Origin of the sequence: Streptomyces marinisediminis (genome assembly GCF_026262575.1) — a bacterium.
In the GTDB taxonomy this organism is placed as follows: Bacteria; Actinomycetota; Actinomycetes; order Streptomycetales; family Streptomycetaceae; genus Streptomyces; species Streptomyces marinisediminis.
This window is the reverse complement of the sequence record NZ_JAPKFL010000010.1, coordinates 69,480-92,412: the sequence shown is the minus strand read 5'-3', so window position 1 is coordinate 92,412 and position 22,933 is coordinate 69,480. Positions and strand designations below refer to the sequence as shown.

The following is a 22,933-nucleotide window of genomic DNA, read 5'->3' as shown; positions in this document are numbered from 1 at the left end:
GCGAACGGAAGAGGAGAGTTTGGGCCAGTGAGCAGCCCCGACGGCCACAGCGGCCAGGAGATCACCGGGCCGGGAACCACCGGGCCGGAGAGCGCCGAGACGGCGATCGCCGACCTGGAGGTCGCCGACACGGACATCGCGATCGTCGGCATGGCCGGCCGCTTCCCCGGCGCCGACGACCTGGACGCCTTCTGGAGCCTGCTCAGCGAGGGCCGCGAGGGCATCCGGCGCTTCAGCCGCGCGGAGCTGGCGGCGGCCGGGGTCCCCGCGGCGCTGCTGGACGACCCCGGCTACGTGCCCGCGCACGGCGTCATCCCCGACGTGGACCTCTTCGACACCGGGTACTTCGAGTTCACCCCGGCCGAGGCGGAGTTCACCGACCCGCAGCACCGCGTGCTGCTCACCGCGGGGCACGCCGCCCTGGAGCACGCGGGCTACGACCCGGCCCGGTTCGACGGGCTGATCAGCGTCTACGCGGGCGCGGCCATCAACACCTACCTCCAGCAGCAGGTCCTGCCGAACGTCGACCAGACGACCACCTCCCGCCACTTCGCGGTGATGGTCGGCAACGACAAGGACTTCCTGGCCACCCGGCTGTCCTACAAGCTCGACCTCAAGGGCCCCAGCTACACCGTGCAGACCGCGTGCTCCACCTCCCTGGTGGCGCTGCACCTGGCCTGCCAGGGGCTGGTCAACGGCGAGTGCGACATGGCCCTGGCCGGTGGCGTCACCGTCAAACTGCCGCAGACCAAGGGCTATCTGTACGAGGACGGGGCGATCCTGTCCCGGGACGGGCACGTGCGCACCTTCGACGCCGAGGCCAGCGGCACCGTGCTCGGCAACGGCGTGGGCGTGCTCGTCCTCAAGCCGCTGCGGGACGCGCTCGCCGACCGGGACACCGTGCACGCGGTGATCAAGGGCACGGCGACCAACAACGACGGCTCCGGCAAGGTCAGCTTCGCCGCCCCCGGCGCGGCCGGGCAGAGCGCCGTCATCCGCGAGGCGCACGCGGTGGCCGGGATCGACCCCCGCACGATCACCTACCTGGAGGCGCACGGCACCGCCACCCGGCTGGGCGACCCGGTCGAGGTCTCGGCGCTGACGAAGGCCTTCCGGGCCGCCACCGCCGACACCGGCTTCTGCGCCATCGGCTCGGTCAAGTCCAACATCGGGCACCTGGACGCCGCCGCGGGCGTGGCCGGCGTCATCAAGACCGCGCTGATGATGCGGCACGGCACCCTGGTGCCCACGCTCAACCACCACACGGCCAACCCGGCCATCGACTTCGCGCGCAGCCCCTTCAGGGTGAGCACGGACACCGCGCCGTGGCGGGCCCCGGGCCCGCTGCGCGCCGGGGTCAGCTCCTTCGGCATCGGCGGCACCAACGCGCACGCCGTGCTGGAGGAGGCGCCGCCCGCCCCGGCCACCGGCGACTCGCGTCCGGCGCAGGTCCTGGTCGTCTCCGCCCGCACGCCCAGCGCGCTGCGCACCGCCGCCGACGAGCTCGCCGACCACCTCGGCGGCGCCGCCCCGGCCGACCTCGCCGACGTCGCCTACACCCTCGCCGTCGGCCGCCGCGCCCACGAGTACCGGCTCGCCGTCTACGGCGGCGACCCCGCGGCGCTCGCCGACGCGCTGCGCGCCGCCCCCGCTCCCGGAGCGCCGACGTCCCGGCCGCCGGTGTTCGCCTTCACCGAGCGGGTGGCCGACGCCGCGGAGCTGGCCGCCCGGTGGTGCGCCGCCGAACCGGCCTTCGCCACCCACCACGCGGCGGCGCTGGCCGCGGGCGCGGACGCGCACGGGGAGCGCGGCCAGGCGTTCGCGCTCCAGTACGCGCTGGGCCGGTGCTGGCTGGGCTGGGGCCTGCGTCCCTCGGCCGTCCACGGCGACGGGGCCGCCGCCCTGGCCGCCGCCTGCGTCACGGGGGCGCTGCCCCTGGCCGACGGTGCCGCCCGGCTCGGGGCGGACGAGCCCGCGACCGGCCCCGGACGCCCGGCGGACGGCGGGGACGCCGCGCGCGGGGACGCCGTGCGGGGGGACGCCGCGCGCGGGGACGGCATCGCGCTGCGCGGCGCCGCGGAGGAGCCGCACGGCCTGGTCCTGGGCGCCGCCGACGGGCTGTGGGAGGCCGTCGGCCGTGCCTGGGCCGCCGGGGCCGACGTGGACTGGGTCGCCTGGTTCGCCGGCGAGGAGCGCGGCCGGGTGCCGCTGCCCACCTACCCCTTCGAGGGCCGCCGCTGCTGGATGACCGGCGCGGAGGCCCGGGACACGGCGGCCGCCCCGGCCGCGGGGGCCGCCCCGGCCGCCCCGGCTCCCGGCGACGGGCACGGGCCGCACCCGATGCTGGACGAGAACGTGTCCACCCTGGACGCGGTCGCCTACCGCAGTGCCCGCACCGGCACCGAGTTCTACCTCGCCGACCACCGGGTCGCCGGTGAGCCGGTGATGCCGGCCGTCGGCTTCCTCGAACTGGCCAGGGCGGCCGGGGAGCTGGCCTGCGGCGGCCCCGTCCACCTGCGCGACGTCTCCTTCGACGCCCTGCTCTCCTACGCCGGGGGGCCGCGCACCGCGCTGGTCTCCGTGCGGCGCGCGGGCGACGGGGTCGGCTTCGAGGTCACCGAGGGCGAGCGCGTCCACGCCGCCGGGCGGCTGCGCACCGGAGCCGCCGAGCGGCCGGAGCCCCGCGACGTCGGCGCGGTGGCCGACCGCTGCGCCGACACCGTGCCGCACGACGCCTGCTACGCCGCGCTGCGCGCGCGGGGCCTGGACTACGGGCCGCGCATGCGGGCGCTGACCGAGGTGGCGCTCGGCGAGGACGAGGCGCTGGCCCTGCTGGCGGTGCCGGACGGCGCCGCGCTGGACGGCGCGGTGCTCCACCCCGCCCTGCTGGACGGCGCCCTGCACGCCCTGGTGGTGTTGCTGGACCGCTCCTACGGCCCGGCCGCCGACGGCTTCCTGCCGCTGGCGCTCGGCGAGCTGACCGTGCACGCCCCGGTCACCGGGGCCTGCTGGGTGCACGTGCGCACCGGACGGCTCGGCGCCCGCTCGGCCCGCGCCGAGCTGACCGTGCTGGACGCCGACGGAGCCGTGCTGGCCCGGCTGGGCGACCTCACCGTGCGGGTGCTGGGCGGCTCCACCGGCCCCGCCCTGCTGGCCCGCCGCTGGTCCGCCGCCCCGGCGCACCCCGACGGCGCCGGGGCCGACGGCGCGGGCGCCGCGCGGTCGGTCACCGTGCCGCGCGCCGCCGTCGTCGCGGCCGACGCGGAGCGCCGGACCCGGCTGGCCGACACGCTCACCGCGCTGGGGGCCGAGGAGGTCACCGCCGTGCCCCCGGAGGCCGAGCCGCCCGCGGACACGGCCCTGTTCGTGGTGGACGAGCCCGGGCCCGCCCAGGCGCTCGCCCTGGTGCGGCGGCTGCTGCGCGCGCGGGTGACCCACCCGGTGCGGGTGCTGCTCCTGCACCGGCACGACCCGGCCGGAGCCCACCCCGAGCGCGCCGCGCTGGCCGGCTTCGCCCGCGCCGTGCGCGCGGAGAACCCGCTGCTGGCCGTGCAGGCCGTCGGACTGGCCGACGGCGTGGCCGAGGCCGCCGCGCTCGCCGCCGAACTGGCCGCCCCGGGCGCCGAACCGGAGGTGCGGCACACCGCGGCCGGGCGGGAGCTGCCCGGCGTCGCCCCGCTGCCGTCCGCCGCGCCGGTGGCCGTCCGCGACGGCGGCCACTACCTCGTCACCGGGGGAGCGGGGGGCCTGGGCCGCCGCGTGGCCGAGTGGCTGCTCGGCCGGGCGGACGCGCGCGTGGTGCTGCTCGGGCGCGGCGCGGAGCCGGGCGGCCCCGCGCTGGACGAGCGGCTGGTCTACCGCGCCGTCGACGTGTCCGACGCCACAGCGCTCACCGCGTGCCTGGACGCGGTGCGGGAGGAGTCCGGCCCGCTGCACGGCGTCGTCCACGCCGCGGGGGTGCTGCGCGACGGCTTCGCGCTCACCAAGTCCGACGCGGACCTCGACGCCGTGCTGGCCCCCAAGGTGGCGGGCCTGCGCGCGCTGGACGCGGCCACCGCCGACGACCCGCTGGACTTCTTCGTCGCCTTCTCCTCCATCGCCGCGCACGTCGGCAGCGCCGGGCAGAGCGACTACGCCTACGCCAACGCCTTCCTCGACGCCTACGCCGAGCGGCACCGGGCGCCGTCCGGGCACCGGGCCGGGCTGGTCTCCGTCGCCTGGCCGATGTGGGCCGAGGGCGGCATGCGCCAGACCGCCGAGGCCGCCGAGGACCTCGCCGCCCGCACCGGCTTCGGCGTCCTGCCCACCGAGACCGGCCTCGACCTGCTCGGGCGGGCGCTGGGCGCCTCGGGCGCCCTCGTGGCCGCCTACGGCGACACCGCGCGCATCACCGACACCCTCACCGCTCCGGTCACCGCCCAGGCGGCTCCGGCGCCGACGGCCCCCGCGCCCGGCGGCGCGGCCGAGGGCGGCGGCTCCGGAGCCGGTGCCGACGCGGACCCGGACGCCGGGGCCGACCCGCACGCCGACGCCCTAGGCATGCTGGGCGAGCTGATCGCGGCCGAGACGGGGCTGGCGGCCGGGGAGCTCCTGCCCGACGCCCCCTTCGAGCGCTACGGCATCGACTCGCTGATGATCACCCGGCTCAACCGGGAGCTCGAACGCCGCTTCGAGGGACTGTCCAAGACGCTGTTCTTCGAGTACGCCACGCTCGCGGAGCTGGCCGCGTACTTCGCCGAGCACCACGCCGCCGCGCTGCGCCCCGCGCCCGTCCCGGCCGGCCGGTCCGGCACCGCGGCCCGCGCCGCCGCGCCGGAGTCCGCTCCCGCGCGCCCCGCCGCCGCGACGGCCGCCGCGCCGCGCGAGGCCGGGTCCGCGGCGGACGCCGGCTTCGCGGCGGACGCCGGCTTCGCGGCGGACGCCGGCTTCGCGGACACCCCGGCGGGCGAGGAGGCCGTCGCCGTCGTCGGCATCGCCGGGCGGTACCCGCTCGCCGACGACCTCGACGAGTTCTGGGCCAATCTGCTCCAGGGCCGCGACTGCGTCACCGAGATCCCCGACGACCGCTGGGACGCCACCCGCTGGTACGACCCCGACCCGGCCACGCCCGCCCGGGCGCACACCCGCTGGGGCGGCTTCCTGCGCGACGTGGACCGCTTCGACCCGCTGTTCTTCGGCATCTCCCCGCGCCAGGCCGAGGTGATGGACCCGCAGGAGCGCCTGTTCCTGCAGAACGCCTGGCACGCGGTGGAGGACGCCGGGTACCGCCGCGCGGAGCTGGCCGGCCGCCCGGTGGGCGTCTACGTCGGCGTCATGTACGGCGAGTACCAGTTCCACGGGGCGCTGGACGTGCTGCGCGGCGGCCGGGCGCTGACCGGTTCGTCGTTCGCCACCATCGCCAACCGGGTCTCCTACGCGCTCGACCTGTCCGGGCCCAGCCTGGCCCTGGACACCATGTGCTCCTCCTCGCTGACGGCGATCCACCTCGCCTGCGAGAGCCTGCGGCGCGGGGAGAGCGAGCTGGCGATCGCGGGCGGCGTCAACGTCTCCCTGCACCCCTACAAGTACGCCTTTCTCAGCCAGGGCCGGTTCCTGTCCTCCGACGGCCGCTGCCGCGCGTTCGGTGAGGGCGGCGACGGCTACGTGCCCGGCGAGGGGGTCGGCGCCGTCCTGCTCAAGCCCTACCGCCGGGCGCTGGCCGACGGCGACCGCATCCACGGCGTCATCCTCGGCAGCGCCGTCAACCACGGGGCGAAGACGAACGGCTACACCGTCCCCAACCCGCGCGCGCAGCAGCGCGTCGTCACCGCCGCCCTGGAGCGGGCCGGGGTCGCGCCGGAGGAGATCGGCTACGTCGAGGCGCACGGCACCGGGACCGCGCTGGGCGACCCGATCGAGCTGACCGGCCTCACCGCCGCCTACCGCGCCGCCGGGGCCGGCCCCGGCCACTGGCCCATCGGCTCCGTCAAGTCCAACGTCGGCCACCTGGAGTCGGCGGCCGGCATGGCCGGACTGACCAAGGTGCTGCTCCAGTTCGAGCACCGCACCCTGGTGCCGTCGCTCCACGCCGACCGGCTCAACCCCAACATCGACTTCGACCGCTCGCCGTTCCGCGTGCAGCGGGAGCGCGGCGCCTGGGCCGACGGCGAGCGGCCGCGCCGGGCCGCGCTCAGCTCCTTCGGCGCGGGCGGCGCCAACGCCCACCTGGTCCTGGAGGAGTCCGCGCGCCGCGATCCGCGCGCCGCCGCGCCCGCCGCCGAACAGCGCGCCGCCGAACCGGTGCTGTTCCTGCTGTCCGCCCGCGACGAGGAGCGGCTGCGCGCCTACGCCGACCGGGCGGCGCGGTTCCTGACCACCGAGCACGTGCCGCTGGCCGACCTCTGCTACACCACGCAGGTCGGGCGCGAGCCGCTGGAGGTTCGGCTCGCGGTGCTCACCGACGACGGCGCCGAACTGCTGGCCGCCCTGCGCCGCTACGCCGACGGCGGCCCCCCGCCCGAGCCGCCGCGGGCGCCCGGGGGCGGACCGCTGGCCGAGCGGGCCGAACGGTGGCTGGCGGGCGCGGACGTGGACTGGGCCGCCTGGCACGCCGACCGGCCGGGCCCCGCGCCGCGCCGGGTCCGCGCGCCGCTGTACCCGTTCGCCCCGGAGCGGTACTGGATTCCGCTCGACCCCGACCGGCTGCCCGGCGGCGCCCCCGCCGCACGGCCGGCCTCCGGGGCCGCGCCGGAGCCCGCCGGCCCGCACCCGCTGGTGGACGCCAACGAGTCCACGGTCGACGGGCTGCGGTTCCGCACGACACTGCGCGCGGACGACGCCCTGCTGCGGGACCACGTGATCGAGGGCAGGCCGCTGCTGGCCGGCGCGGCCACGCTCGCGTTCGTCCGGGCCGCCGCCCACCTCGCCGAGCCGGGCGTCCGGCACGCGCTGCGCGACGTGGTGTGGGGCCGTCCCGTCGAACTCCCGGAGGGACGGCTCGACCTGCGCGTCTCCTTCCGCCCCGGGGCCGGCCGACTGGCCTTCGAGGTGTTCACCGGGGCCGACGGCGCCCGGACCGTGCACGCCAGGGGCGCCGCCGTGCCCGCGCCCGACCCCGGGCCCGCCGCCGACCTGGCCGCGCTGCGCGCCCGGCTCGCCCCCGTCCGCGACCGGAGCGCCGTCTACGCCGACTACGCCGCGGCCCACTTCGCCTACGGCCCGTCCTTCCAGGTCGTCGACGAGGTGCGCGGCGGCCCGGGGGAGGCCCTGGTGCGGCTGACGGCGCCGCCCGGGGAGCCGGCGTCCGACCTGCCGCCCGCCCTGCTCGACGGGGCCCTGCGCGCCTGCCACTGGGCCGGGCGCGAGACCGCCCCGGCGCCCGGCGAACTGGCGGTGCCCTTCAGCCTGGGCGAGCTGACCGTGCACGCCCCGCTCCCCGCCGCCTGCTGGGCGCACGCCCGCCTGGTGGGCGAGGCGGGCGGCGTCCGCCGCTTCGACCTGACGGTGTACGACGAGCACGGGGCGGTCCTCGCCGTGGCCCGGGACTTCGCCGGACGCCCGCCCGCCGCCGCGCCGGAGCACGCGACCGGGTCCGCCGCGCCGGAGGACGCGACCGGGTCCGCCGCGCCGGAGGACGCGACCGGGGCGGGCACGCCGGAGGGAGCGCGGTTCTACGCGCCGTACTGGCGCCCCGCCGCCGAGCCGGAGCCCGGCCCGGTCGCCGCGACGCTCGCCGTGCTCGGCGGGACGCCCGAGCTGCGCGCGGCCCTGGCCGAGAGCGGGGTGTGGCGGCGGGTCGTCGCCGTGCCCGGGGACGGCCGGGCCCGGGGCGCGGCGCTCGCGGACCTCGCGGACGCCGACGGCCTGGACGTGGCCTACCTGGACCCGCTCACCGCACCGCCCGCCTGCCGCCCGGACGGCACCGGCACCGCCGCCCTGGACACGAGCCTGGACGACGCCTGCTTCACCCTGCTCGACGTGGTCCGCGACGTGGCATCCGGCGCCCTGCCGGGCCGGGTGCGGTGCCTGCTGGCGCACCCGGGCGGGGACGGCGAGGACCGGCCCGAGTGGGCGGCGCTGGCCGGATTCGCCCGGTCCACCGCCGCCGCGGCCCCGCGCCTGGAGCTGCTGACCCTCGGCGTCGACGCGGCGGCCCCCGCCGCCGCGCTCGCCGCGGCGCTCACCGCCGAACTGCGCGCCGCCGCCCGGGCGGCGGGCCGGGAGGTGCGCCGCACGGCGGACGGCCGCCGGGAGGTGCGGGCGCTGTGCGCGGTGCCGGCAGCACCCGACACCGACACCGCCCCCGCCGCCGCCGGGCCGCCGCTGCGCGAGGAGGGCGTCTACGTCGTCACCGGCGGCGGCGGAGCCCTCGGCCGTCTGCTGGCCGAGCACCTGGCCCGCACCTGCCGGGCCCGGCTGGTGCTGGTCGGCCGCTCCGCGCCGGACGAGGCGGCCCGCTCCTGGCACCGCGCGCTGGAGCGGGACGGGGCGCGGGTGCTGGCGGTGCGCGCCGACGTCACCGACGGCACCGCGCTCGCCGCCGCGCTCGCCCGGGCCCGCGAGCGGTTCGGCGCGCCGCACGGCGTCTTCCACCTGGCCGGCGTGGCCGACGACGGCCGGGCCACCGACGGCGACCGCGAGCGGTTCGCGCGGGTGCTCGCCGCCAAGGCCCGCGGCCTGGTGCTGCTCGACCAGCTCACCCGGGACGACACGCTCGACCTGTTCTGCGTCTTCTCCTCCGTCTCCTCCCTGGTCGGCGACTTCGGCGCCGCCAGCTACGCCACCGCGAACCGGTTCGCGGACCTCTACACCGTCCTGCGCGACTCCTGGGTGCGGCGCGGCGAGCGGCACGGGCGCAGCCTCGCGCTGGCCTGGCCGCTGTGGTCGGCGGGCGGCGTGGACGGACTGGTGCGGGAGGCCGAGCTGACCGCGTACACCCGGCGCACCGGCATGCGGGCGCTCGGCACGGACGCCGGGCTGGAGCTGTTCACCCGCTCCTTCGACGCCGCGACGCCGTGGCTGGTGCCCGCCTGGGGCGACGCGGCGACGCTGGACGCCGCGCTGACCGACGCCGCGGCACCCGACGCGCCGCCCCCGGGCGCCGCGTCGGCCGTGCCCGCCGTGTCCGCGTCCGCCGGCTCCGCGTCGGTCGACGTGGCGGAGGCCGGGGCGTCGGACGCCCGGGCGCTGGCGGAGCGCCGGGAGCGGCTCGTGGAACACCTGCGCGGCGCGCTCTCGGAGGTGCTCAGGCTGCCCGTCGCCCGGCTGGACAGCCGGGCCCCGCTGGACGGCTACGGCATGGACTCGGTGCTGGTGATGGAGGCCAACACCGTGCTGGGCCGGGACTTCCCCGACCTGCGCGGCACCGTGTTCTTCGAGTACCGCTCGGTCGCGGAGCTGGCCGACCACCTGCTCGCCGAGCACGCCGAGGACGTGGCCCGGCTCTTCCCCGCGCCCGTCACCGCCCCCGGCGGGGCGGGGACCGGCGCGGCGCGGACCGAGCCGGAGCCGCCCCCCGCCCCGCGCGCCCCGGCGCCGCCCGTGCCCCGCTCCGCGCCCGCCGTGGCCCCGGAGCGCCCCGCCGACGAGCCGATCGCCGTCATCGGGCTCAGCGGGCGCTACCCGCAGGCCGGCGACCTGGACGAGTTCTGGCGCAACCTGGCCGCCGGGCGGGACGCGGTCGGCGAGGTCCCGGCCGAGCGGTGGGACGCCGACGCCCTGTTCGACCCCGACCCCGCCGCGCCGGGCCGCAGCTACGGCCGCTGGGGCGGGTTCCTCGACGACGTCGACGCCTTCGACTCGCTGTTCTTCCAGATCTCCCCCAAGCAGGCCCGCTCGATGGACCCGCAGGAGCGGCTGTTCCTGGAGACCGCCTGGTCGGCGCTGGAGCACGCGGGCTACCCGCCCTCGCGCATCCCCGCCCCGCGCTTCGGCGGCCAGGGCCACGACGTGGGCGTGTTCGTCGGCGTGATGTGGGACGACTACGCCGTGCTGGCCGCCACCGAGTCGGCGCGCGGCAACCACCAGGTGGTGCTGGCCAACCGGTCCGCCATCGCCAACCAGGTCTCCTACTTCGGGGACTTCCGCGGACCGAGCGTCGTCGTCGACACCGCCTGCTCGGCCTCCCTGGTGGCCCTGCACCAAGCGTGCGAGAGCATCCGGCGCGGCGAGTGCTCCTACGCGCTGGCCGGTGGCGTCAACGTCGCGGTCCACCCGGACAAGTACGTGCACCTCAGCCGGAAGTCCATGCTCTCCACCGACGGCCGCTGCCGGGCCTTCGGGGCGGGCGGGGACGGCTACGTGCCCGGCGAGGGCGTCGGTGCCGTGCTGCTCAAGCGGCTCTCGGAGGCCGAGCGGGACGGCGACACCGTGCACGCCGTCATCCGGGCGACCGCCGTCAACCACGGGGGCCGCACCAGCGGTTACACCGTCCCCAACCCGCACGCCCAGCAGGCGCTGATCGAGCAGGCGCTGGCCGCCGCGGGCGTCGACGCCCGCAGCATCGGCTGCGTCGAGGCGCACGGCACCGGGACGGCCCTGGGCGACCCCATCGAACACACCGCGCTCGCGCAGGCCTTCGCCGGACACACCGGCGACACCGGGTTCTGCTCCCTGGGCTCGGTGAAGTCGGCCATCGGGCACCTGGAGGGCGCCGCCGGGATCGCGGGCTTCACCAAGGCCGTGCTGCAACTGCGGCACGCCACGCTGCTGCCCACCCTGCACGCCGACGAGCCCAACCCCGTCATCGACTTCACCCGCTCCCCGTTCACCCTCCAGCGCACCACCCGGGACTGGCCGGAGCCACGGGACGCGGACGGCCGGCCGCTGCCGCGCCGGGCCGCCGTCAGCTCCTTCGGCGCGGGCGGCACCAACGCCCACGTGATCGTCGAGGAGTACCGGGCCCCCGGGCCCGCCGCCGCCCCGGCCGCCGCGCCCGAGCTCCTGGTCCTCTCGGCCCGCGACGAGCGGCGGCTGCGGGAGTACGCGGACCGGCTCGCCCGGGCCCTGGCCGAGCCCTCCGGCCCCGAGCCGCTCCGGCTCGCGGACGTCGGCCACACCCTGCGCGTGGGCCGCGAGCCGCTGGCCGAGCGCCTGGCGTTCACGGCCGCCGACGTGGCGCAGGCCGCCGAGCGGTTCGCCGCCGTCGCCCGGGGCGAGGACGGCCCGTGGCTCCAGCGCGGCCGGGTCGGCCAGCACCCGCCGCTCGCGGAGCTGTTCACCCAGGGCGTCGACGGCGAGGAGTTCCTGGCGGCGCGCATACGCGCGGGGGACGACGGCCTCCTGGCGCGGCTGTGGGTCTCCGGCATCACCGTGGACTGGGACCTGCTGCACCGCCTGCGCCCCGGCACGCGCCGCCGCGTACCGCTGCCCGGCTACCCCTTCGAGCGGGTGCGCCACTGGCTGGAGCCGTCCCCCGCACCGGCGACCGGCTCGGCCCCGGCGGCTGCCCCGGCCCCGGCGGCTGCCCCGGCCCCGGCGGGCGGATCGACCCCCGTGGCCGCTCCGGCGGCCCCGGCGGCCCCCGCGCCGGGCTCCGGTGAGCCGTGGCGGTGCACGCTGCCGGCCGACGCGCCGGTGCTCCGCGACCACGTCGTCGACGGCCGCCCGCTGCTCCCCGGCGTCGGCCACCTCGACCTGGTCGCCCAGGCGTGCGGCGACCTGACCGGGCGGGCCTTCGCCGACGTGCGCTGGGTCGCGCCGCTGGCCGGGGAGGGCCCGGCGACCGCCGTCTCGGTGCGCCGCGACGGCGAGCGGTACGAGGTCGCGGGCCCGGACGGCACGGTCCGCTCGCACGGCCGCCTGGTCGCCGCGCCGCCCGCGCCCGCGCCGGTGGACGTCGCCGCGCTGCGGTCCGGCCTCGACGCGGGCCAGGACCACGCGGCGTTCTACCGCCTGCTGACGGGCCAGGGCCTGCCCTACGGACCGTTCTTCCGCCGCGTCCACCAGGTGTGGACCGGCCCGGACCAGGCGCTCGCCCGCCTCACCGCGCCCGCCGACGACCGCGCCGCCGGGAGCGGCGGGCACCCGCTGCACCCGGGCGTCCTGGACGCCGCGCTGCACACCGTGGCCGCGCTGCTGGCGCGGCGGCGCGGGGAGGGGGCGCGGCCGATGCTGCCCTTCGCCGCCGACCGCGTCGAGGTGTTCGGACCGGTCCCGGAGAGCGGCTGGTCCCACGTCCGGGAGACCGGCCGGGACCGCTGCGACGTCGCGCTCCTGGACGACGCCGGGGCCGTGCGGGTCCGCGTCGTCGGGCTCGCCTACCGCGAGGCCAAGCCGTCGCCCGTCGTCGGCCACCGCCCGGCGTGGACCGCGCGGAGCGCCGAGGGCGCCGGGGACGCCGGGGGCACCGCCCCGCACGCCGAACGCGTGCTGCTGGTGGGCGCCCGCCCGGACGGCGAGCTGGCCGACGGCATCGCCCAGGCCCACCGCGCCGCCCGGGTGCGGCGGCTGCCGGTCGGCACCGGCCCGGACGGCGGCCTGGCCGACGCCGAGCTGGACCGGGCGCTGGCCGACCTCGGGAGCCCGGACCTGGTCTACTTCCTCGGCACCGGCGACGACCCCGAACCGGGTGACGCCGCGGCCGTGCGCACGGCCCTGGACCGCACCGCGGTGTCCCTCTTCCGCCTGCTGCGCGCCCTCGACCGGCACGGCGCGCTCCACCGCGAGCTGGGCCTGAAGGTCGTCACCACCGACGTGTACCCGCTGGAGCCGGACGAGGACTCCCGCCCCTGGGCGGCCGCGCTGGCCGGACTCGCGATGGTCGCGGACAAGGAGTACCCGCACCTGCGCACCGCGCTGGTGGACGTGCGCGCCCGCGAGGCGGCCGACGCCGCGCCGCTGGTGGCGGCCGAGCCGTTCGCGGCCCGCCCCGAGCCCGTCTCGCTGCGCGCCGGCGTGCGGCGCGTGCGCACGCTGGAGCGCGTCGAACTGCCCGCCACCGCGAGCCGGTTCCGGCACGGCGGCACCTACCTGGTGATCGGCGGGCTCGGCACCGTCGGCCGGGACCTCTGCCGGCACCTGGCGCGGACCTACCGGGCCCGGCTCGTCGTCGTCGGACGCGCCCCGCTGGACGCGCGGCGGCGCGCGGCGCTCGCGGAGCTGGAGGCGGCCGGGGCGCGGGCGCACTACGTGTCCGCCGACGCCACCGACCCGGCCGCCCTCGCCGCCGCCGTGCACCGCGCGAAGCGGGAGTTCGGCGCCCTGCACGGGGTGGTCAACGCCGCGATGGTGCTCGTCAACGAGCCGCTGCGGGAGCTGACCGAGGCCGGGCTGCGCGCGGCGCTGGACGTCAAGGCCGACACCGCCTGGAGCGTGCTGCGCGCCGTCCGCGACGAACCGCTGGACTTCGCGCTGTTCCTCTCCTCCGGCGTCGCCTTCGGCGGCAACCACGGGCAGGCGGGCTACGCCGCGGGCTGCACCGCCGCGGACGCCTACGCCCTGCACGCCGCGCGCACGCTGCCCTTCCCGGTCCGGGTGCTCAACCTCGGCTACTGGCACGCGGGCGGCGACCCGGAGCGCGAGCGGGCGCTGACCCGGCTGCGCGCGGCGGGCGTCCGGCCGCTGAGCGCGGAGCGCGGCGCGGCCCTGGTGGAACGGGTGCTCGGCGCCGAGTTGCCGCAGGTGCTCGCCCTGGAGGCCGACCAGCGCGTCCTGGACACCCTGGGTGTGCGCCCGGACCGGACGCTGACCGTGCTGCCCGGCGCCCGTCCGGCCGCGCTGCCCGCGGTGCGCTCGGGCCACGCCGCGGAGGCGGACGGCGCGCTGCGGGACCACCAGCGGGCGGTCGCGCGGGCGGAGGAGCTGGCCCCGCGCCTGCTGGCGGCCGCCCTGGAGCGGGCCGGGCTGTTCGCGCGGGTCGCCGGGCGACCGGACCGCGCACGCCTGGGCGGTCTGCTGGGCGTCGTGCCCGAGCACGCCGCGCTCTTCCAGGCGCAGCTCGACATCCTGGCCGACTCCGACCACCTGCGGATCGAGGACGGCCTGGTCGGCCCGGGGAAGCGGCCCGTCGACGCCGAGGCGGACCTGCTGCGGTCCGTCGACGCGCTGGCCACCGGGCACCCGAGCGTCGCCCCGGCGCTGACCCTGCTGCGCGACTGCCTGACCGCGCTGCCCGAGGTGCTCACCGGGCGGCGGGGCGCCATGGAGATCCTGTTCCCCGACGGCTCGCCCGACCGGGTGGCGGCGGTCTACCAGGGTGACCCGGTCACCGACCGGTGCAACGCGGAGGTGGCCCGGCTCGTCGTCGAGCAGGTCGAGGCCCGGCTCGCGGCCGACCCCGGCGCCCGGGTGCGGGTCCTGGAGATCGGCGCCGGCACGGGCGGCACCAGCGCCGCGGTGCTCGCCGCGCTGGCTCCCCACGCGGCCCGGGTGGAGTACACCTTCACCGACCTCTCCCCGAGCCTGCTGCGCCGCGGCCGGGCCCGGTTCGCGGCCGACCACCCGTTCGTGCGGTTCGCGCCGCTGGACGTCGAGGCGGACCCCGCCGGGCAGGGCGTGCCCGTCGGCGCCCACGACGTGGTGTTCGGCACCAACGTCTTCCACGCGACCCGGCGGCTCGGCGACACCGTGGCGCGGGCCAAGCGGCTGCTGCGCGGCGGCGGGGTGCTGCTGCTGACCGAAGGCACCCGGGCGCGTCACCAACTCGCCCTCGTCTTCGGCCTGACGACGGGCTGGTGGCTGTTCGCCGACCCCGAGCAGCGGCTGCCGCGCTCGCCGCTGGCGAGCGAGCGGCAGTGGCGCGACGTGCTGGCCGCCGCCGGCTTCCACCACATCAGCGTCGGCACCCCGGCCGACGCCCCGGGGACGGGGTTCCAGAGCGTGTTCGCGGCCGTCAGCGACGGCGTGGTGCCCGCGGGGGAGCGGGGGGACCGGACGGCGGCCACCGCACCAGCGGCACCGAGCGCACCGGCCGCGCCGAGCGCCCCGGCCGCACCGCCCGCGCCGAGCACCCCGGCCGCCGCGCCCGGGGCCGGACCCGAGGGCCCGGACGACGTACTGGCCCACGTCACGGGCGTGTTCGCCCGCGTCCTGGAGATGGACCCGGAGCAGCTCGACCCCGATCTCACGTTCGAGAACTACGGCGTGGACTCCCTGCTGGTGCTGGAGCTGACCCGGGCCCTGGAGCCGCGCTACGGGCCGCAGCCCGCGACGCTGCTGTTCGAGCGCATCACCATCCGCAAGCTCGCCGAGCACTTCCGCGCCACGTCCACCCCGGCCGTCGCCCCGCAGCCGCAGCCGCAGCCGCAGCCGCAGCCGGAGCCGGAAACGGCGCCGCAGCCGGAGCCCGGGGCGGCGCCGGGTGGCGGCGAGGTGGAGCGGCTGGTCGCGGGCCTGTCCGACGCGGCCGTGGACGAACTGCTGGCCGAACTGCTGCCGCGGCACGGGCAGCCCGAAGGAGGCGCACAGTGACCGCCGAACCGTTCCACTGCGTGGTGGTGGGCGAGGAAGCCCTGCTCGTGGAGTGCACCAGGCTCCTGCTGGAGCGCGGGCACACGGTGGTCGCCGTGGTCTCCCCGGCGCCCGACCTGCTCGCCTGGGCGGAGGGCGAGGGCCTGCCCACCGTGCCCCTCGGCCCGGACCTCGCCGACCGCCTCGCCCCGCTGCGCTTCGACTACCTGTTCAGCGTGGCCAACCTGCGGATGCTGCCGGAGGCGGTGCTGGAGCTGCCCGCGCGGCTGCCGGTCAACTTCCACGACGGCCCGCTGCCCCGGCACGCCGGGCTCTTCGCCACGAGCTGGGCCATCCTGGACGGCGACAAGCGGCACGGCGTCACCTGGCACGTCATGACCGGCGAGGCCGACACCGGTGACGTGCTGGTGCGCCGCACGGTGCCCGTGGACCCGGCCGCGACGGTGCACGACCTGGACGTGGCGTGCTTCGACGCGGGCATCGAGTCCTTCGCCGAGCTGATCGACGCCCTGGCGGCCGGCACCGTCACCCGCGTCCCGCAGGACCTCGGGCTGCGCACCTACCACGGCCGCTACGACGGGCCGCCCCGCGCGGGCGTGGTCGACTGGCGCCGCCCGGCCGCCGAGCTGGACGCGCTCGTCCGGGCGACCGCCTTCGGGCGCAGGCGCAACGACTTCGGCACCGCCCTGCTGGCCGTCGGCGACGACCTGGTGGCCGTGGGGGGCGCCGAGGTGGTCGACCGGCCCTCGACCGCCGAGCCCGGGACGGTCGTGGAGGCAGGGCCGCACGCGCTCACCGTCGCGACGGCCGACCGCGACGTCCGGCTCACCGCGCTGTCCGCCCTGACCGGCGAGCGGCTCGACCCGGCCGCGCTCGCCGACACCGTCGCCCGCCGCCACGGGGGCCGCTTCCCGACGCTGACGGACGAGCAGGTCGCCGACCTCGTGGCCATCGGCCGCGCCGCACACCGCCAGGAGGGCCGCTGGCTGCCGCTGCTGGCCGAGCCGCGGCCCGTCCTGCCGCCCCGGCTCGGCCCCGTGGACGCGCCCGCCGCGCCGACCGGGCCCGTCCCGCTCCCGCCCGGGCTGCGCGGTGCGCACCCGGCGCCCGAGCGGACGGCGCTCGCCGCCGTGCTGGCCTTCCTCGCGCGGCTCTCGCGCACCGGCGAGCGGGACGTGGCCCTGCCCACCGGCGCCCCGGCGGCGGACGGCCCCGCCCGCGCCCTGCTCGCGGCCGAGGTGCCGCTGCGGGCGCCGGACGGGCTGCTGGAGCGCACCCTGCCCGACCTCGCCCGGTTGCTGGACGAGCAGGTCACCGCGGTCCGCGCGCGCACCCCCTACCGCCGCGACGCCCTGCTGCGCCACCCGGCGCTCGCCGCCACGGCCGCCGCCGCCCTGCCGGTCGCGGTCCTGCTCCCCGACGCCGCGAGCGCCGAGGCCGCCCCGGACGCCGTCACCGCGGGCGGGGATCCCGCCGCGGGCCCGGAGCCCACCGGGGGCGCCACCGGGGGCGGTGGGCGCGCGCTCGCCGTGCGGGTCGGGGCCGACGGCGCCGTGGCGTTCGACGGCGGCGTCCCGGCCGCCCAGCGCGCCTGGCTCGCCGCCCGCTTCGCGCGGTTCCTGGACGCCGCGGCCGCCGAGCCGGAGCGCCCGCTGGCCACCCTCCCGCTTCTCACGGCCGAGGAGCGGGACCTGCTGGACGGCCGGTGGAACGACACCGCCGAGGACTACCCGCGCGAGCGCACCGTGACCCGGCTCGTCACCGACATCGCCTGCGCGGCCCCCGACGCCCCGGCCGTGCGCTGCGCGGAGCGCACCCTGACCTACGGCGAGCTGGACGAGGCCGCCGACCGCCTCGCCCACCGCCTCATCGGCCGGGGCGCGGGGCCGGGCACCCTGGTCGGGGTCTTCCTGGAGCGCTCGCCCGAGCTGGTCGTCGGTCTGCTCGCGGTGCTCAAGACCGGCGCCGCCTACGTGCCGCTCGACCCCGTCTACCCGCCCGCGCGGATCGGCCACATGCTGGCGGACTCCGGCGCCCGCCTGGTGCTGACGGACGCCGCCTCGCACGCCGCGGTGGCCGACTTCCCGGTGACCCCGCTCCTCGTGGACCGACCCGGCGCGCCCGAAGGCCACGGCGAGGGCGACGGCGAGGGCGAAGGCGGAGGCGACCGCGCCACCGGGCAGGCGGCCCCGGCCGCGCCCGTGGACCGCTCGGACCCGGGCGCACCCGCCTACGTGATCTACACCTCCGGCTCCACCGGCGTCCCCAAGGGCGTGCAGGTGGGCCACCGGGCGCTGGTGAACTTCCTGTGGACGATGGCCCGGCACCCCGGCTTCGGGTCCGGCGACTCGCTGCTGGCGCTCACCACCGTCTGCTTCGACATCGCCGGTCTGGAGCTCTACCTGCCGCTGGTGCGCGGCGGCACGGTGGAGGTGCTGCCCGCCGAGGTCTGCGCGGACGGGTTCGCGCTGCGGGAGCGGATCGAACAGGCCGCGCCCACCGTGCTCCAGGCGACGCCCAGCACCTGGCGGATGCTGCTGACCGCCGGCTGGGCGGGCGCCGCGGGGCTGCGCGCGCTGTGCGGCGGCGAGCCGCTGCCCTCGGACCTGGCCGACGCGCTGGCCTCGCGCGTCGGCGAGCTCTACAACATGTACGGGCCCACCGAGGCCACCATCTGGTCGACCGTCGAGCGGGTGCTGCCCGGCGCGCCGGTCACCGTCGGACGGCCCGTCGGCAACACCGGCTGCCACGTCGTCGACGAGCGCGGGGTGCCCGTGCCGCCGGGGCTGCCGGGGGAGCTGTACCTCTCCGGCGACGGCCTGGCCGACGGCTACCTGGGGCGTCCGGAGCTCACCGCCGAGCGCTTCGTCACCGGCCTCGACGGCGTCGCGCGCGCCTACCGCACCGGCGACCTGGTGCGGTACCTGCCCGACGGGCGGCTGGAGCACCTGGAGCGCGTCGACGGCCAGGTCAAGCTCAACGGCTACCGGATCGAACTGGGCGAGGTGGAGGCCGTGCTGCGGCGCCTGCCCGGGGTCACGGCCGCCGTCGCCGTGGTGCGCGAGGACCAGCCGGGCGACCGCCGCCTGGTGGCCTACGCGACGACGACGGCGCGGGCGGCGGACCCGGCGGGCCTGCGGGCCGCGCTGCGCGCGGAGCTGCCCGGCTACATGGTGCCCGCCGCCGTCGTCGTCCTGCCGAGGCTGCCGCTCACGCCGAACGGGAAGACGGACCGCGCGGCGCTGCCCCGGCCCGGCGCGGCCCGGGTCGCGGGGAGCGCCGCCGCGGTGCGCACCGAGCTGGAGCGCGGGGTCGCCGCCGTCTGGTGCGAGGTCCTCGGCCTGGACTCGGTGGGGGCGGAGGAGAACTTCTTCGACCTGGGCGGCGACTCCCTGCGGCTCACCGCCGTCGTGGCCCGCCTGCGCGAGCGGCTGGGCCGGCCGGTGACCCGGCTGGACATGTTCGGGCACCCCACCGTCCGGGCCATGGCCGCGCACCTGTCCACCGGCGCCGCCGCCGACCGCGCCGCCCCGGGAGCCACCGCCGCCCCGGGAGCCCCAGCCGCCCCCGCCGCCACCGCTCCCCACGCCGACGCGGCTCCGGCCCCCGCTCCGGCCCCGGAGCGCCGCGGCCGCAACGTCGCGGCCCTCGCCCAGCGCCGCGGCCGCCGCAGGGGGCGCACGTGAGCGTCCCCGTCCCGCCTTCCGCCCATCGATTCCCGTCAGGTACCACAGGGGGTTCCGTGTCCCGTTGCCGGATCTGCTCACTCAAGGCCACCCACCCGGGGGTGGTCCTCGACGACCAGGAGGTGTGCAACCTCTGCAACCTGGACTTCGCCGAGGACCTGCTCACCAACTACCGCTACACCAGTGAGGTGTTCACCGAGTTCGAGCAGGCGCCGCCGGCCGCCGGGGAGTACGACTGCCTGTTCATGTACAGCGGCGGCAAGGACAGCACCTACATGCTGGACAAGTTCGTCGGCGAGTACGGCAAGCGGGTGCTGGCCTTCACCTTCGACGTGCCGTTCGAGAGCGTCCACGCGGCGCAGAACATCGCCCTGGCCCGGGAGAAGATCCCCGCGACGTTCGTGCTGGACGCCGACGACGACAACATCAAGCTGATGATGCGCGAGGTGTTCAACCGGCCCGCGCCGAAGAAGCCCGGCGCGTACCTCGACGAGAAGCTGCCCTGCGTCTCCTGCCGGACGTTCTTCGTGCTGCGCGCCATCCTCATGGCCTACCGCCGCAAGATCCCCTACATCGCGCTCTGCGCCGACCCGCAGCAGATCCTCACCATGGAGTCCAACGTCCGCGAGATCGTGCGCGGGTTCTACAAGACCTTCGGCGAGCGGCTCACCGACACGCTGTTCGGCGGGGAGCTGGAGGAGCTGCTCTTCGACGAGGACGAGAACCTCCCGAAGATCGTCTTCCCCTTCATCGCCATGCGCCACGACTACGACCCCGACCGCATCGTGGCCGAACTGCGCGAGAAGGGGCTCTACCAGTCCTCCCCGATGGAGACCCACTGCACGCTCTTCCCGCTGCTGAACTACTACTCGTTCCGCAACTGGGACTGCATGTTCTACAAGCTCAACGCGGCCAGCCACGTGCGGTCGGTCAAGCGCAACGCGGACTTCGACCGCAACACCTTCAGCATCAAGTTCCCCCGCTCGCTGGACCTGGCCGACGTCGAGGAGCGCCTGGGGGACGTGGTGCTGGCCATCGCCGCGGGCGAGGGGGACCGGGCGGAGCACGAGGCCACCCTCGTCGACCTGTTCCAGCGCATGGACGCCTCCGAGGACGCCGCCCGCTTCGTCGCCCAGAGCTTTCTGGACATGCGCTCCGTCGCCGCCGACCTCGGCATCCGCCTGAGCTGAGCCCCGCCGTAGGGAGAACCACCATGACGCACTCCGACTCCGACATCGCCATCATCGGCATGGCCTGCCGCTTCCCCGGGGCCGACTCCGTCGAGCGCTTCTGGGAGGTGCTGCGCGACGGCCGCGAGACGCTGACCCGGTACACCGACGAGGAGCTGCTGGCCGCGGGCGTACCCGCCGAGCGCCTGGCCGACCCGCGCTACGTGAAGGCCGGGCAGCGGCTCCAGGACGTCGACATGTTCGACTCCGAGCTGTTCCGGTTCACCCACGACGAGGCCGAGATCCTCGACCCGCAGCACCGGGTCTTCCTGGAGTGCTCGCTGGAGGCGCTGGAGCGGGCCGGCTACGACCCCGACCGCACCGACGGCCACATCGGCGTGTACGCGGGCGCGGGCATGAACACCTACCTGCTGCACAACCTCGGCGACCGCTACCGGGCCGCGTCCTCCGTCGACCACTACCGGCTGATGCTCGCCAACGACAAGGACTTCCTGGCCACCCGGGTCTCCTACAAGCTCAACCTCCGCGGCCCCAGCGTCAACATCAACACCGCCTGCTCCACCTCGCTGGTCGCCGTGCACACCGCCTGCCTCGGCCTGCTGGGCGGCGAGTGCGACGTCGCCCTGGTCGGCGCCGTGCACCTGGGCCCGCAGGGGCAGGGGTACCAGTACCAGGAGGGGATGATCTTCTCCCCCGACGGCCACTGCCGGGCCTTCGACGCCCAGGCGCGCGGCACGGTCATCGGCAGCGGCGCGGGCGTCCTCGTCCTGAAGCGACTGGGGGAGGCGCTCGCCGACGGGGACTGGGTCCACGCCGTCATCAAGGGCTCCGCGGTCAACAACGACGGCGCCCACAAGACCGGGTACACCGCGCCGAGCATCGCCGGGCAGGCCGCGGTGATCGCCGACGCCCAGGAGGTCGCGGACGTCGAGCCGGAGAGCGTCACGTACGTCGAGGCGCACGGCACGGGCACCCCGCTGGGCGACCCCATCGAGGTCGCGGCGCTCACCGAGGCCTTCCGCCAGGGCACGGACGGCACCGGCTTCTGCGCGCTCGGCTCGGTGAAGACCAACGTCGGCCACCTCGACACCGCCGCCGGGATGGCCGGGCTGATCAAGACGGCGCTGATGCTGGAGCACGGCACGCTCGTCCCCAGCCTCCACTACAACGAGCCCAACCCGGACATCGACTTCGCGGCCGGCCCCTTCTTCGTCAACACCGAGACGACCAAGTGGCCCGCCGGGTCCGGACCGCGCCGGGCCGGGGTCAGCAGCTTCGGCATCGGCGGCACCAACGCCCACGTCATCGTCCAGGAGCCCCCCGCCCGCCCGGCCGCCCCCGAGGCGGCCGAGCGCGAGCTGCTCGTGCTCTCGGCGCGCTCCCCGGCCGCGCTGCGCCAGGCCACCGCCGCGCTCGCCCGCCACCTCAAGCAGCACCGCGACCTCGACCTCGCCGCCGTCGCGCAGACCCTGGGGCTGGGCCGGCGCGGCCACCCGCACCGGCTGGCGCTGGTGGCGCGCAGCACCCGCGACGCGGCCATGGCGCTGGCCCTGGGCGACGAGGAGCGGCTCCGCCAGGGCGTGGCCGCCGCCGAACCCAGCGCCCCGGTGCTGGTGCTGACCCCCACCGCGGCCGACCCGGCCGACGCCGCCGAGCTGTACCGCACCACGCCCGCCTACCGGGACGCCGTCGACTCCTGCGTCGCCGCCGCGGGGCAGGCGGAGCGCGGGGCGGACGCGCTCGCCCTGCCGGGGCCGCGCGCGGACTTCCTCCACGCCTACGCCCTGGCCGGCACGCTGACCGGGTGGGGCGTGCGCCCGGCCGGGTACGCGGCCACCGGAACCGCCCTGGCCGTCGTCGCCGCCCTGACCGGAGCCCTCTCGCCCGCGGACGCGCTCGCCCTGGCCGAAGGCACCGTGCCCGAGCGGTTCGCCCCGCCCCGGGTGCCGGTGCTCACCCCGCGCACCGGACGCTGGCTGACGGAGGACGAGAGCGGGCACGCCGAGCACTGGACCGCCACCGGCGAGCTGCCGCCCCTGGCGGCGCCGCTCGCGGAGGAGGGCCGCCACCCGGTGCCCCTCGCCCCGGCCGAGGACGCCCCCGGCGGCCTCGCCCACCTGCTCGCGCTCGCCGCCGACCAGTGGGTGCTGGGCGCCCCGCTGGACTTCGCGGCCGTGCACGCGGGCCGGGAGGTCCGCCGCGTGCCGCTGCCCACCCACCGCTTCGAGCGGCGCCGCCACTGGGTCGAGCCCGGCGTCCAGGACCCGGCACCGGCCGGGCGGGACGGCGAGCGGCTCCTGGACCGCTTCGACCCGGCCGACCACTGCGGCAACGTGGAGCTGGTGACGGACCACCTCGTCGGCGAGATCGGGCAGGTGCTGGGCGGCCGCGACCGGGTGGCGCTGGACACCAACCTGTTCGACCTGGGCCTGGACTCGCTCGTGCTCATCGAGGTCGTCGCCAAGCTCAGCGAGGAGCTGGACCACCCGGTGCCGGCCACCGCCTTCGTGGAGTTCCCCACCATCCGCGCCTTCGTGGACAACCTCGCCGAACTGATGGGCCTGGACCCGGCCGCTCCGGCGGCGGACCCGGCCGACGCCCGCACCTCCCGCCGGGCGCGGCGGGCCGCGGCGCGGCAGGGCGGCAGCCCGGCCTGACCGGCCTCCCCGC

General features: G+C 77.8%; 4 protein-coding genes. All 4 read left to right on the top strand.

Features of this window, described 5'->3' with window-relative positions; genetic code table 11:
• The first annotated feature begins 27 nt into the window (after positions 1-27).
• Genes OSB71_RS10560 through OSB71_RS10545 form a run of 4 tightly spaced genes read left to right on the top strand, consistent with a single transcriptional unit; the run spans position 28 to position 22,920 of the window.
• Positions 28-15,387, top strand: a complete 15,360-nt coding sequence (locus tag OSB71_RS10560; protein WP_265946841.1) for an SDR family NAD(P)-dependent oxidoreductase — start codon at positions 28-30, stop codon at positions 15,385-15,387.
• Positions 15,384-19,073, top strand: a complete 3,690-nt coding sequence (locus OSB71_RS10555; RefSeq protein WP_265946839.1) for an amino acid adenylation domain-containing protein — start codon at positions 15,384-15,386, stop codon at positions 19,071-19,073. The genes OSB71_RS10560 and OSB71_RS10555 overlap by 4 nt, the downstream gene beginning before the upstream one ends.
• 56 nt (positions 19,074-19,129) lie before the next feature.
• The gene (locus OSB71_RS10550; RefSeq protein WP_265946837.1) at positions 19,130-20,263 is read left to right on the top strand and encodes an adenine nucleotide alpha hydrolase family protein; all 1,134 of its coding nucleotides are present in this window, start codon (positions 19,130-19,132) and stop codon (positions 20,261-20,263) included.
• 23 nt (positions 20,264-20,286) lie between these two features.
• Complete coding sequence (locus tag OSB71_RS10545; protein WP_265946835.1) at positions 20,287-22,920, top strand: type I polyketide synthase; 2,634 nt, start codon at positions 20,287-20,289, stop codon at positions 22,918-22,920.
• Positions 22,921-22,933 lie beyond the last annotated feature (13 nt).

Coding starts and splice junctions, on each gene's coding strand:
- OSB71_RS10545 (WP_265946835.1), top strand. CDS start 20,287: ATGACGCACTCCGACTCCGACATCGCCATCATCGGCATGGCCTGCCGC.